General features: G+C 61.1%; 12 protein-coding genes and 1 pseudogene. 7 read left to right on the top strand and 6 right to left on the bottom strand.

The window, feature by feature from the left end:
* On the top strand, positions 1-737 hold a 737-nt coding region (locus APH42_RS26835), incomplete at its 5' end, for a bestrophin family protein (RefSeq protein WP_060494609.1).
* A 97-nt stretch (positions 738-834) separates the two neighbouring features.
* Positions 835-1062: a hypothetical protein gene (locus APH42_RS26830; RefSeq protein ID WP_060494607.1), complete on the top strand. Its 228-nt coding sequence runs from the start codon at positions 835-837 to the stop codon at positions 1060-1062.
* Between the two features lie 34 nt (positions 1063-1096).
* Here the strand turns inward: APH42_RS26830 and APH42_RS30615 are convergent, their stop codons facing one another.
* Positions 1097-1387, bottom strand: coding sequence for a hypothetical protein (locus APH42_RS30615; RefSeq protein ID WP_060494606.1), 291 nt, complete (start codon positions 1385-1387; stop codon positions 1097-1099).
* Positions 1388-2035: 648 nt separating this feature from the next.
* Positions 2036-2389 (bottom strand): hypothetical protein, encoded by a 354-nt coding sequence (locus APH42_RS29625; RefSeq protein ID WP_081238043.1) that lies wholly within the window; start codon positions 2387-2389, stop codon positions 2036-2038.
* A 762-nt stretch (positions 2390-3151) separates the two neighbouring features.
* Here APH42_RS29625 and APH42_RS26820 point away from each other — a divergent pair.
* Positions 3152-3532 (top strand): hypothetical protein, encoded by a 381-nt coding sequence (locus tag APH42_RS26820; RefSeq protein ID WP_060494608.1) that lies wholly within the window; start codon positions 3152-3154, stop codon positions 3530-3532.
* A gap of 42 nt (positions 3533-3574) precedes the next feature.
* On the opposite strand, the pseudogene APH42_RS26815 reads toward APH42_RS26820, so the two are convergent.
* Positions 3575-4099 (bottom strand): annotated as a pseudogene (locus tag APH42_RS26815) (cupin).
* 147 nt (positions 4100-4246) lie between these two features.
* Between APH42_RS26815 and APH42_RS26810 the strand changes: the two are divergent.
* The 4 genes from APH42_RS26810 to APH42_RS26795 all read left to right on the top strand — a co-directional run bounded on the left by APH42_RS26810 (position 4247) and on the right by APH42_RS26795 (position 9854).
* Positions 4247-6034, top strand: a complete 1788-nt coding sequence (locus APH42_RS26810) for a thiamine pyrophosphate-requiring protein (protein WP_060494605.1) — start codon at positions 4247-4249, stop codon at positions 6032-6034.
* Between the two features lie 99 nt (positions 6035-6133).
* Entirely contained in the window at positions 6134-6661 is a 528-nt protein-coding gene (locus APH42_RS26805; RefSeq protein ID WP_060494604.1) for a (2Fe-2S)-binding protein, read from the top strand.
* Positions 6658-7659: a xanthine dehydrogenase family protein subunit M gene (locus tag APH42_RS26800; RefSeq protein ID WP_060494603.1), complete on the top strand. Its 1002-nt coding sequence runs from the start codon at positions 6658-6660 to the stop codon at positions 7657-7659. Before APH42_RS26805 ends, APH42_RS26800 begins: the two co-directional genes overlap by 4 nt.
* Positions 7656-9854, top strand: a complete 2199-nt coding sequence (locus tag APH42_RS26795; RefSeq protein WP_060494602.1) for a xanthine dehydrogenase family protein molybdopterin-binding subunit — start codon at positions 7656-7658, stop codon at positions 9852-9854. Before APH42_RS26800 ends, APH42_RS26795 begins: the two co-directional genes overlap by 4 nt.
* Positions 9855-9887: 33 nt before the next feature.
* Here APH42_RS26795 and cydB read toward each other — a convergent pair whose 3' ends face one another.
* The 3 genes from cydB to APH42_RS26780 are packed head-to-tail and all read right to left on the bottom strand — an operon-like array spanning position 9888 to position 12503.
* Positions 9888-10886 carry a cytochrome d ubiquinol oxidase subunit II gene (cydB, locus tag APH42_RS26790; RefSeq protein ID WP_060494601.1) on the bottom strand — a complete coding sequence of 333 codons (999 nt, stop codon included), beginning with the start codon at positions 10884-10886 and terminating at the stop codon, positions 9888-9890.
* Entirely contained in the window at positions 10883-12259 is a 1377-nt protein-coding gene (locus APH42_RS26785) for a cytochrome ubiquinol oxidase subunit I (protein WP_060494600.1), read from the bottom strand. The genes cydB and APH42_RS26785 overlap by 4 nt, the downstream gene beginning before the upstream one ends.
* Positions 12252-12503 (bottom strand): hypothetical protein, encoded by a 252-nt coding sequence (locus tag APH42_RS26780; RefSeq protein WP_060494599.1) that lies wholly within the window; start codon positions 12501-12503, stop codon positions 12252-12254. Before APH42_RS26780 ends, APH42_RS26785 begins: the two co-directional genes overlap by 8 nt.
* Between the last annotated feature and the right edge of the window lie 54 nt (positions 12504-12557).

The raw sequence follows: 12557 nt of genomic DNA, 5'->3' as shown, positions 1-12557 counted from the left end.
GTTTTCGTAACTCCAGCGCTTACAACCGATGGTGGGAGGCACGGACATTATGGGGTTCGATGGTCAACAGCTCGAGAAGCTATGGCCGCCAGGTACTGACGCTGATCGACGATGAGCAGCTTGCCAATCCAGTCAAGGCTAGGCTCATTCAGCGTCACGTGGCCTACCTCCAGGCCTTGCGAATGCATCTGCAAGGAAAACGGGACATCTCTGCTTTAACGCCGCTGCTGTCCAACCACGACCTGCAGTTGCTCACCACAGCAAGCAATTTGCCAAACGACATCCTCAGCGGCTCTGCAGAAATCATCGCTAGGGAGTTTCAGGAGGGCCGCCTCGACAGCATCCGCCTAGCCCGCCTTGAGTCCACGTTGGTCGATATTTCGAACTGGCAAGGCGGAATGGAGCGGATTGCCAATACGCCGCTTCCCTACCCTTACACCTACTTCCCCAGGATATTCAGCACCCTCTTTTGCGTGATCATGCCGCTCAGCCTGGTGCCCTCTTTGGGCTGGTTCACACCGGTCGTCTCCACGGTGGTAGGTTGCATGTTGCTGGCCATGGAGCGAATCGGCACCGACTTGCAAGCACCATTCGGGCGTAGCCAACACAGCATTCGTACCGATGACCTCTGCCGAAATATCGAAAAGAATCTTCAGTCGATGTTTAACTCTCGGGAGCGTGGGGCCTTGTCATTGACGCCAAGCCTGGCCACCGAAAGGCACCGTTCTGCCTCGTGAGGCACGGCCAACGGCTTGACAGTTTGCAAGCTCGCTCAAGATAGTAACCAGAGACTGCGGCTAGCCACATAAGCAGCCGGACTAGGAGGACAACACCATGGCTGATCAGATAGCCCGACTGGACGCTGAGCTCGTCTCTCTGGATCAGATTGCTGCTGAATTGGAGCGCCAGGTGGGACCTAGCCCTGTAACGCGCCCCCTGGTCATCGCATGGTTGAGCGAATGGTTGAAGGTGGCGGGCGAATCGAAACCCGGTTTACCTCATCTGCCTCACTCTCTCAAAGCGGCTTATGCCGCCTGGACGCATCAAGCCGTGGATCGCTGAACGGAAACTGCAACCCACGGTTTCCAGCGATGTTTTAAGCAATCCGTTGTTTCGGCTGGTGACGCTCAGCAGCGAGGCACCTTGCACGGCCAACCCCCCAGGCCAAGGCACGCGTCATCGACTCTCCTGGCCGCGTGTCGAAGGCTTCTTCGTGCAGTGGCATACCGGTGCCGGCATACACGCCTATGAACATTTGCGTGTCACCTGTGCGCGAAAGGCGCACTTGGACATCCATCGTAGTGCCGTCATCCAAGCTCTCATAGTGCGTCCTGTGATGTAGCGCCGGGTCTGCCCATTTCCAGAAAATGTCACCGCGAATCCGCATGCCGCCCTCCTACGACTTTAGTCTTATATATGGGGTTTCTGAACCTTAGCGCAGCGGAGCAGAAGAGACAGCCCCGCCGAGCGGATTATGGATAGATACTGTGATGGGATGTGACGTGGGAGGCATTCCAAATGCGTCAACGGAATTCAGGATGTCCCAGGATTCTAAAGACCCTTTGAAGATTGCTTCTCAGCGCTGATCTGCACCAGCGGCCCATGGTCATGAATGCACAGTGAGATTGAAGGCGAGCCCGATCCAGCACGACTTGCCGTCCGCGCTTCCTCATCACAACTCTCCAGCCAGTGCCCGGATCCGCGATAGCAACCTTGTCGCTCGGAAGCTGAAACTCCCTCACTCCCACTTGACTGTGCACTGAGATGTGCCGAGAGCGAAGTGCTTCAAAGGCACAACGCAGTAAATGTCGTATGACACTTAGATCATTTACTGAGCCTGCGTCCTTTTCGATGGCCAGGCAGGCCGCAGCGAGCACCTCAGCCACCAACTGCTCGGCTTGATCCATGTTTTGATTTGGCATGTCGTCCTCGACCTGACCGACAAAAAAATACCTTGCATGGCTGGCATCAGCATAGCGAGGGTCCCACGCCCGCAATCAGCGGGGAGGTTGGCTTCCCGGAACTTCCAGGCATGCTACGCCCCTGATTCAGGGTCGCTCGCCGGAACTCCAGGGGAACGCTGGCTTTCCTTGTCATTGCCCAGACCGGGGTTGATACGCGGATCATCAGGTATGGGAGCCCCTTCCTTTAGTTGATTATCCCGGCGCACATCCCGCCTACTACTCGCACCGCTAGGGTTTGGGTGTTCACTGGATACTGAGTTGTTTGCATCCACATCATCCATCTCTTCTTCTACAGGGGACTCATCCTCAGGCGGCAACGGGACCTCAACCTCTTCTGTCCCGCGACGCTGCGATGTTTCATCACCGTGTTTATCGCCGATCACCTGCTGCGATACCTTACCGGGAGCATTTTCATCAATGACCATGTCCTTTCTCCGTTCAGAGGCAGATGGTACCTGCACCTAAACTTGGAAAGCGGGCGATGCTTGAGAGTGCCTGCAGCTAGACGAGTGGCGTGGCAGCCTGTCGAAGCCGGACCTTCGGTTGAACGCCTTTCCTCAGAAAGGGGCGTCGGTTCATCCACTTCGACAGGTAAGCGCTCTTGATCCTCCCAATGCCCTCGATCGCGATCGGCCTGACCGTGACAGCCGGCCTTTCTGCATCAGAACCTTCCGTCGCTCTGCGGGCACCCTTCGGTAAACAGCAGGCCGAACACAGGGTGAACAACCAGAGAGGGAGTTTCACCATGAAAGCAGAGAAACCGTGCGCGTTGCTGCTCGCAATGTGCTTGGGTTGCGCGGCGCCATTTGCCCTGGCTGCCACAGACCTGAACGATCAGCGCGCCCCGGGCACGCAACCTCACAGCAATGGGTCCATGAACGGCCAAGGCGATGCGACAGGCTCTGGAATACCAGCAGATGGAATGGGCACGGGTAATGGCGGTACCCATGACAATGGAACGGACAACACGGGCGGTGACGGCACCGATACTGACTCGGGCTCCGGTGATAATGGGGGGGATGGTAGCGGTGCAGGACCGGCGAGTGGTAGTGGTGGCTCAACCGGTAGTGGATCAGGTTCAGGATCGGGCAGCTAGGTGGAATGGCCAAATGGCGGAGGATCTCCCGCTCATGGCCCAGCGTTTCAGTTTCGCCATTGATCAAGCAACACACTCAGGAGTGGATGCCATGCCACGCGGTGACAAGGACAAATATACGGACAAGCAGAAACGCAAGGCCGAGCACATCGAGCAATCGTACGAGGACAAGGGCGTGGGCAAGGACGAAGCCGAAGCGCGCGCCTGGGCCACCGTGAACAAGCAATCCGGTGGTGGTGAAAAGCCGGGAGGCTCGGGGAGGAGGACTGCGTCACGCGAGAAGAAGACCGCACGCACGGATTCAGCCAAACGCGCCGCCGAGTCTCGTCAAGGGCACTCACGCACTTCGCGCGCGTCGCTGGAATCACAAAGCAAGCAAAGCCTTATGAAGGAGGCGCGCAGCAAAGACATCAAGGGGCGCTCGAGCATGAACAAGGCCCAGTTGGTCGAAGCCCTGCAAAAACAGGGGTAATCGGAGAAGGTCGGCGCAGCGTGAGGCTCACTCGCCTCACACTCAACGCCATTGCGTCAGCAGCATGCCCCGAATACCGCAGACCGGGTCTTGTTCAGGGCACAGCACCTGGGCGATGCGCGCGAGATTGCGCGGGTGTGCTGCTCTGTCGGGCCGCTGAATGTCGTAGTCTTCCTGCCCAAGAGGATAGGCGCCGACCACCAGGAAGTTATCGCTGCACTCGATGCAGCGATGGCCCGTACCTGCTGGCAGCACCAGCACATCTCCCCGCTCCACGCTCACGCTTTGCCCGTATTCACCGCCAAGCGTCAAACGGGCCCGTCCACAGGCAATCCCGAGTGCCTCGTGAGCGTTTGGATGAAAGTGGTGATAGTCGAAAATCCCTGAGCGCCAGAGCGGGGTCCATTGGTGAGCCGCAAACATCACCTCGAATGCGCTGGCATTGTCCTCCGACGGGTCAAGTTTCAACCGATAAAGCAGTACGGGAAAACGGCTGTTCGGCGTCGCGCCGTCGTCTTAGAAATACAAGGTCTGCACGCTGGCATCTTGTGTATTCATGAGCGTCATGATGCGCACCCTGAGGGGTTATCGGTGCAACTTCGAACCCGTCGGCGGTTGCCTGGTTCCAGCCGGCAGACGGGTGCACATACCGTTGAAACTTTCCCGGCACGTGCCAAGTCCAGAAGCCTATCGATAACAGAACGGGAGCAGGCAATGACCGGCACGGTAGGCGACTTTCTGGTAGAGCGTTTGTATCAATGGGGCGTACGGCGCATCTTCGGTTACCCTGGCGACGGCATCAATGGTGTATTCGGCGCGCTGAGCCGGGCCAAAGGCAAGATAGAGTTCATCCAGGCCCGCCATGAGGAGATGGCCGCCTTCATGGCCAGCGCCCATGCCAAGTTCACAGGCGAGCTCGGTGTGTGCATGGCCACCTCCGGCCCGGGCGCCTCGCACTTGCTTACCGGCCTGTACGATGCACGCATGGACCACCAGCCGGTGCTGGCCATCGTCGGTCAGCAGGCCCGTGCGGCACTGGGTGGGCACTACCAGCAGGAACTGGACCTGCTGTCGATGTTCAAGGACGTCGCCGGTGCGTTCGTCCAGCAGGCATCGACGCCGGAGCAGGTACGCCATCTGCTCGACCGTGCGGTGCGCACCGCCGTCGGCGAACGCCGCGTCACCGCCATCATCCTGCCCAACGACTTGCAGGACCTACCCTACAACGAACCACCCAGGGCCCACGGTACGGTGCATTCCGGCATGGGCTTCAGCAAGCCCAGGGTGCTGCCCTTCGAGGAGGACTTGCAGCGCGCGGCCGAACTACTGAACGCCGGTCGCAAGGTGGCGATACTGGTGGGTGCCGGCGCGCTGCAGGCGACAGAGCAGGTCATTGCAATTGCCGAAACACTTGGCGCCGGGGTGGCCAAAGCGCTGCTGGGTAAGGCGGTGCTGCCGGACGACCTCCCATGGGTCACTGGATCGATCGGCCTGCTCGGCACCGAGCCCAGTTATCAGCTGATGAGCGAATGCGACACCCTGCTGATGATCGGCTCCGGCTTTCCCTATTCCGAGTTTCTACCCAAGGAAGGCCAGGCACGAGGCGTGCAGATCGACCTGCAACCCGACATGCTAAGCCTGCGCTACCCGATGGAGGTCAACCTCGTCGGCGACGCCAGCGAAACATTGCACGCACTGTTGCCGTTACTTGACCACAAGACCGACCGACGCTGGCGCGACAAGGTAGAAACCTGGCGTGCACAGTGGGACAAGACCGTGGCCAAGCGCGCCCTGGTCAAGGCCGACCCGATCAACCCGCAACGCGTGGTCCATGAGCTTTCCCCTCGCCTGCCCGACCACGCCATCATCACCAGCGACTCCGGCTCCTGTGCCAACTGGTTTGCCCGCGACCTGCAGATTCGCCAGGGGATGCAGTGCTCGCTGTCCGGCGGCCTGGCCTGCATGGGCGCCGCCGTGCCCTATGCGATTGCAGCCAAATTCGCCCACCCGCAACGGGCTGTAGTTGCTTTGGTGGGCGATGGGGCGATGCAGATGAACAACCTCGCCGAACTGATCACCGTGGCCAAATACTGGCAGCAGTGGGACAACCCGCAATGGATCTGTGCCGTGTTCAACAATGAAGACCTCAACCAAGTAACCTGGGAGCAACGGGTCATGGAGGGCGACCCCAAGTTCGAAGCTTCGCAGTCGATCCCTGACGTGCCCTACCATCTGTTTGCCATTTCCATTGGCCTGCAAGGTATCTACGTAGATCGCGAAGAGGACGTTGCCGCTGCGTGGGAGCGTGCGCTGGCTGCCGATCGGCCAGTACTGATCGAGTTCAAGACCGACCCGAACGTGCCGCCCTTGCCACCCCACATCAAGTTGGAACAGGCAAAGAAGTTTGCCAGCAGCTTGCTCAAGGGCGACCCCGACCAGGCGGGCATCATTATGCAAACAGCCAAGCAGGTGCTCGGCTCGGTGCTGCCTGGCAAGAAGTGACAGGCACCTCGGCGAGCCGGCTGAACGTTTGATCAGCCGGCCCGGTCGCAAAAACAGAGACGCAGCAGACTGCGCAAACCCTGACCGTGAGGACCTACCATGAGCGCGATCGCCTACAACGGGGCTGCACAGCACCCCATCTGCCTGACCCTCAATGGTCAGCCCCGAACCCTGCAAGTGCATCCCTGGGTCACCTTGCTTGACCTGCTGCGTGAGCAACTGGACCTGGTCGGCACCAAGAAAGGTTGCGACCATGGCCAGTGCGGCGCGTGCACGTTGCTGCGCGATGGCAAGCGCATCAATGCCTGCCTGACCTTGGCTATCATGTGCGACGGGGCCGACCTGCTGACCATCGAAGGGCTGGCCAGCGGCGACGTTTTGCACCCCATGCAGCGCGCCTTCATCACCCACGATGCGTTCCAGTGCGGCTACTGCACCCCGGGGCAGATCTGCTCTGCGGTGGGGCTGGTTCACGAGGGACGTGCCGACACCCGCGAGGCCATTCGCGAGCAGATGAGCGGCAATCTTTGCCGCTGTGGCGCCTACGGCAACATCGTCGCAGCAGTGGAAGAAGCCCTGCCGTTGATGACCGACGGGGCCCAGCCGCAACGAGGGCCGAACCCATGACGCCCTTCAGCTACCACAAGCCCGCCTCGGTCAGCGAAGCGGTGAACCTAGCTGACGCCTGCTCGCACTTCATCGCCGGGGGCACCAACCTGATCGACCTTATGAAGGAAAACGTGGTGCGCCCAGAGCGCCTGATCGACATCTCCGGCCTTGGGCTGGACGGTATTCACTCCACCCCCGGCGGCGGCGTATTGATCGGTGCACGGGTGAGCAATGCCGACCTGGCCTGGCACTCGATGATCGAGCAGCATTATCCACTGCTGTCAGACGCGATCCTGGCTGGGGCATCGCCGCAGTTGAGGAACATGGCCAGTACCGGTGGCAACTTGTTGCAACGTACCCGCTGCTACTATTTCTACGACACCGGCACCCCGTGCAACAAGCGCGAACCGGGAAGCGGATGCCCTGCGCGTGCAGGCATGAACCGCATCCATGCCATTCTCGGTGCCAGCGACGCCTGTGTCGCGATCCATCCCTCGGACATGTGCGTGGCATTGGCAGCGCTTGAAGCCGTGGTCCACGTACAGGGGCCGTCCGGCGAACGGCAGATACCTTTCGCGGATTTCCATCGACTGCCCGGGGACACCCCCGAGCGCGACAATCAACTGGCATTCAATGAGCTGGTAACAGGCATCGAACTGCCGCCCCCGCTGTTCGAACACTATTACCGTTATCTGAAAATACGCGACCGCGCCTCCTACGCGTTCGCGCTGGTGTCAGTCGCTGCAGCCTTGAACTTCGATGGCGATGTGATCCAGCAGGCGCGCCTGGCACTGGGCGGCGTAGCCCACAAGCCGTGGCGGGATTCGGTTGTGGAGTGCATGCTGGCCGGCCAGGTGCCTTCTGAAGCGCTCTTCACCCGCGCTGCACAAACGATGCTGCAAGGTGCACAACCCCTGAGCCACAACGGCTTCAAGGTAACGCTCGCTCAGCGAGCAATCGTGCGGGCATTGGATGACGCGGCGCGCGGTGCCGCCAACGGGAGGCTACGACCATGATCAACAGCACACCAGTAGTCGGCACGCCCCTGGACCGCGTGGACGGTGTGACGAAAGTCACCGGACAGGCCCGCTATGCGGGCGAATATCCCCAGGCGGGCCTGCTACACGGCAGCGTCGTGTCCAGTACCATTGCCCGCGGTCGGGTACTCGACATCGACAGTACGCAGGCCATGTGCGTGCCCGGGGTCATCGCCGTGCTCGACCATGGCCATCGTCCGCCTATATCCAGTTATGACGACGACTACAGCGATGCCGACTCTGCCGAGGGGGCGCCTTTTCGGCCCTTGTTCAATGATCGCGTGCTCTACAGCGGCCAACCGTTGGCGCTGGTGATCGCCGAAACCCTCGAACTGGCCCGCTATGCAGGCTCGCTGATCAAAATCAAATATGCCGAGAAGGCTCACCAGACAGACCTGGGCGCATGCCAACAATCGCATGCCGCACCCGCCGAAACACCGGCGCCGCGTGGCGACTTCGCCGGGCAGTTTGCCGAGGCGCCGGTACAGGTGGATGCCACGTATCTGACGGCCAACGAACACCACAACCCGATGGAGCCCCATGCGTCGACCGTTCACTACAAGCCCGACGGCACCCTGGAAATCCACGACAAGACCCAAGGCACGCAGAACTGCCAGGACTACCTGCACAAGGTGTTCGGCCTGCCCAAGGCAAACATTCGTGTGCGGGCGGCATTCGTCGGCGGCGCCTTCGGCTCGGGCTTGCGCCCGCAGTACCAGTTGCCGCTGGCAGTGCTGGCGGCGTTGCACCTCAAGCGCTCGGTGCGCGTGACCCTGACCCGCCAGCAGATGTTCACCTTTGGTTACCGACCCCGCACCGAGCAACGTTTGCGCCTGGGTGCAGACACAAACGGGCGCTTGCTGGCGATCGCTCACGATGCGCTTGGCCAGACCTCCCGCTTCGAGGACTTCACCGAGCAGCTGGTGGAATGGAGCGGCATGCTTTACCAGTGCGACAACGTGGCGCTCAGTTATCGCCTGGCCTCGCTCGATGTCTACACCCCGCTGGACATGCGGGCGCCTGGGGCCGCGTCCGGGATGATTGCACTGGAATGCGCGATGGATGAGCTCGCCTGTGCAGCGCAGATCGACCCGGTAGACCTGCGCCGCCGCAATTTCACCGACAACAATGCCAACGAGGGCAAGCCTTACTCCAGCAAGGAGTTACTGGCGTGCTATCAGCAAGGTGCCGAACGCTTTGGCTGGCAGGGCCGCAATCCGCAACCGCGCAGCATGCGCAGTGGCAAACGGTTGATCGGCTGGGGGATGGCTGGCGGCGTCTGGGAAGCCATGCAGATGAAGGCCAGCGCCAAAGCGCGCATCGATAGCCAAGGTAAACTCACCGTCAGCAGTGCCACCACCGATATCGGAACCGGCACTTATACGGTCATGACTCAGATCGCCGCCGACGCAGCTGGCGTCAAGGTGCAGGATGTCACCTTCATGCTGGGTGACTCCTCACTGCCCACCGCCCCGCTTCAGGGCGGATCGTTCACGGTGTCGTCGGTGGGCTCGGCCGTGCGCCAAGCCTGCCATGTCCTGCGCACCCGGGTGCTGGAACATGCGCGCAAAATGTACCCCCAGGTGGCCAACACACCCCGGCAGCAGATTTCTTTCATCGATGGCTACCTGCACGCGGGCAGCCATCGCTGGGCCTTGGCGGACATCGTGGCGATCGCCCCCGACGGTAAGTTCGACGTGCAGATCGACGCAGAGCCCGGCGCCAGGCGCCAGCCGTTCTCCACCGCCACCCATTCGGCGGTATTCGTGGAAGTCCACGTCGACGAGGACCTTGGCACGATCGATGTAACTCGGGTGGTCAGCGCTGTGGCGGCAGGACGTGTGATCAACCCGAAAACCGCACGCAGCCAGATCCTGGGGGGCGTAGTTTGGGGGGTGGGCATGGCCCTGCACGAAGCAGCGTTGACCGACCATCGGCTAGGCCGCATCGTCAATCACAATCTTGCGGAGTACCACATCCCGGTCAATGCAGACTGCGGGGATATCGAAGTGATCTTCGTTGAGGAGCACGACGACATTGTCAATGAACTGGGCTCCAAGGGGGTGGGTGAAATCGGCGTCGTCGGGGTGGCCGCTGCGGTGGCCAACGCGGTCTACCATGCCACGGGCAAGCGTGTAAGGGATTTTCCGATCACGCTCGACAAAGTGCTCTGATCGGGCGGGGGCCAAGTCCCCACCCGCTTTGCGCTAACGACGACGCGCTCGGAGCTTGCCGGCGAACACCCGGAAGCCCCAGGTGTTATAAGCCAGCGTCAGCGGCACCACGGCTGCGAAGCCGATCAGCATGAACAGCTGGGTGGATCTTGAGGCGCTGGCCTCGACAAGGGTCAGCGCCGGCGGAACTGCCAAGGGGAAGAGCGCGATCAGCATGAGCGTGAACGCGAAGCAGATGACGCCCAGGGCAAACGACAACGGCAACCAATCCCGCGTCCTGCCCCAGGCCAGGGAAAATCCCGCGAGTAGCACTGCCAAGGCCGCACCGGCCGTAAGCACGACCCAGCCCTGGCTCAGCCGCTGCCAGTAGCGTGCATCCAGCGCCATGGTCAGGAGCAGCACAGCGACCAGCACCAGTACGGCAACCCCGCATAACAGCCGAGCCTGGTGCTTTGCGCGCACTTGCAGTGTTCCTTCAGTTCGCCAGTACAGCCAGCAAGCGCCCAGCCACAGATAGCTGACAACCAGCGCCAACGCGCAAAACAAAGGAAAAGGCGCCAGCCATTCTTTGCCGTCGCCACTGTATTGACCCTGATAGTGTGGGACACCCTGGATCAACGTGCCCAACACCAGCCCCTGGCACAGCGTGGCAAGCAGCGAGCCACCCAGCGTTGCGGCATCCGACCAGCGTTTGCGGGTCAAGTGCTCACGAAACTCAAGGCCTGCTGCACGCAGGATCAAGCCCATGAACATCAACAGCAACGGCACATAAAGCGCTGGCAACAACACCGCGTAGGCTGTCGGGAATAGCGCCAGCAGCCCTCCACCGCCCAATACCAGCCAAGTCTCATTGGCATCCCAGATCGGCAGAATCGTGAGCACCAGCACCTCGCGCTCTTCGGCGCGACGATGAGCAGCCATGAGCATGCCAACACCCAGATCGGTACCATCGAGCAACACATAGACAAGCACCGAGAACGCCAGCGCTGCGGCGCTCAACAGGGTCAGCAGGTCGACACCCAGGAGGCTCATGGTTGTTCCCCGACTCGCGGCTCAGGGCCCGCCTCGTCCAGCGCGGGCGCCCGGCGCAGCACATGCAACAACAACCACAACCCGATACCGAAGGTGATCACGTAGAACGCCAGGATCGCCACCGTGGCAGCCAAAACGGTCGAGGTGGCCACCGGCGACACGCTGTCGGCCGTGCGCAACAGGCCATAAACGGTAAACGGTTGACGGCCGACTTCGGTCACTACCCAGCCACTGAGCATGGCTACAAAGCCCGCAGGCGCCAACCCTACACTGACGCATTGCAGCCACCGCGCACTCGTTAGCCGCCCACGCCAGCGCACCACCAAGCCAGCAATGCCCTGCATGACCATCAGCAACCCCAGGCCAACCATGATGCGAAAGGCAAAGAACACTACCGGCACCGGTGGCAGGTCTTCGCGTGCAAATTCATCGAGCGCGGCGATCGTGCCAACAAGGTCGTGAGTCAGGTACAGCGACCCCACCCGCGGGATGGCCACTTCAAGGCGGTTTTGCTGCAACGCCATGTCAGGCACGGCGAACAGCCTCATCGGCTCACCGGCACCTTTCGCCGGGCGGTGCCAAGAGCCCTCGATGGCCGCGACCTTGATCGGTTGCGTCTCGAGCGTGTGCTGTCCATGCAGGTCGCCTATCGCCACCTGCAAGGGCGCCAGCACTGCAATGGCCCACAGCGCCATCGAATACTGCTGCCGTGCGCGCTGGTTTGAAGGCGCGCGCAGCAGTTGCCAACCGCCCGCTCCCGCAACCATTGTGGCGGTACCCAGCAACGCAGCCACCAGCATATGCGCCAGACGGTAAGGAAATGACGGATTGAAGATGATCGCCCACCAGTCTTCGGCGACGAAGCGGCCGTGGGCATCGATCGAGTAGCCTGCGGGGGTCTGCATCCATGAGTTGGCACTGAGGATCCAGAAAGCGCTGACCAATGCCCCGACAGCCACTGCGCAGGTGGCCATGAAGTGCAGCCTCGGACCGACCTTGTTGAGGCCGAACAGCATGACCCCAAGGAATCCCGCCTCCAGGAAAAACGCTACCAGTACTTCATAGAACATCAAGGGCCCGATCACCTCCCCGGCCGCCGAGGACAACCCCGACCAGTTGAGCCCGAACTGATACTCCATCACCAGCCCCGATGCGGTACCGACAGCCACCGTCAACGCAAACACCTTCAGCCAGAAACGGTAGATGGCCATCAGCTGCTGATCACGACGGTACAACCACAGTGCTTCAAGCACCATCAACCACTGGGCCAGGCCAATGCTGAACGCCGCCAGGACGATATGAAAGCTGATAGTGATGGCGAACTGAAGCCGCGCAGCCAGAAGCGCTGTCGCCGCACCGCCGAACTCAACCAAGCGGATATTCCGCTGGCAAGCCGCTTTGCGGATCAGCCGCCAACGACTGCGCGCGGTCCAGCGTAACCGGAACCGACCTGGCCGCAGGCACCTTGACGTGCTCGGCGCGGTGCCAGAGCGTCTTCAACGGGTTGCTTTGCGGGTAGTAACCCGCTGCGCAGCCTTCGCGAATGTCGTACGCACCGAAGATCACGCTGCTGGCGCCCCGCACATCAGAGAGATGAATGATCAACATGAGCGGCATACGACCAACTTCGAATTACACAGTGTCCTAGGCCATCTTCATCGCTTCCCGCCG

This window comes from Pseudomonas sp. NBRC 111140 (genome assembly GCF_001320885.1).
Lineage (GTDB): Bacteria > Pseudomonadota > Gammaproteobacteria > Pseudomonadales > Pseudomonadaceae > Aquipseudomonas > Aquipseudomonas putida_P.
This window is presented reverse-complemented; position numbering and strand designations above follow the sequence as displayed.

What these genes read in the sequence shown, in the direction of transcription:
- APH42_RS30615 (WP_060494606.1), bottom strand. Translation starts at nt 1,387, where the DNA reads ATGCGGATTCGCGGTGACATTTTCTGGAAATGGGCAGACCCGGCGCTA.
- APH42_RS26780 (WP_060494599.1), bottom strand. Translation starts at nt 12,503, where the DNA reads ATGCCGCTCATGTTGATCATTCATCTCTCTGATGTGCGGGGCGCCAGC.
- APH42_RS26810 (WP_060494605.1), top strand. Translation starts at nt 4,247, where the DNA reads ATGACCGGCACGGTAGGCGACTTTCTGGTAGAGCGTTTGTATCAATGG.
- APH42_RS29625 (WP_081238043.1), bottom strand. Translation starts at nt 2,389, where the DNA reads ATGGTCATTGATGAAAATGCTCCCGGTAAGGTATCGCAGCAGGTGATC.
- cydB (WP_060494601.1), bottom strand. Translation starts at nt 10,886, where the DNA reads ATGAGCCTCCTGGGTGTCGACCTGCTGACCCTGTTGAGCGCCGCAGCG.
- APH42_RS26800 (WP_060494603.1), top strand. Translation starts at nt 6,658, where the DNA reads ATGACGCCCTTCAGCTACCACAAGCCCGCCTCGGTCAGCGAAGCGGTG.
- APH42_RS26795 (WP_060494602.1), top strand. Translation starts at nt 7,656, where the DNA reads ATGATCAACAGCACACCAGTAGTCGGCACGCCCCTGGACCGCGTGGAC.
- APH42_RS26820 (WP_060494608.1), top strand. Translation starts at nt 3,152, where the DNA reads ATGCCACGCGGTGACAAGGACAAATATACGGACAAGCAGAAACGCAAG.
- APH42_RS26805 (WP_060494604.1), top strand. Translation starts at nt 6,134, where the DNA reads ATGAGCGCGATCGCCTACAACGGGGCTGCACAGCACCCCATCTGCCTG.
- APH42_RS26830 (WP_060494607.1), top strand. Translation starts at nt 835, where the DNA reads ATGGCTGATCAGATAGCCCGACTGGACGCTGAGCTCGTCTCTCTGGAT.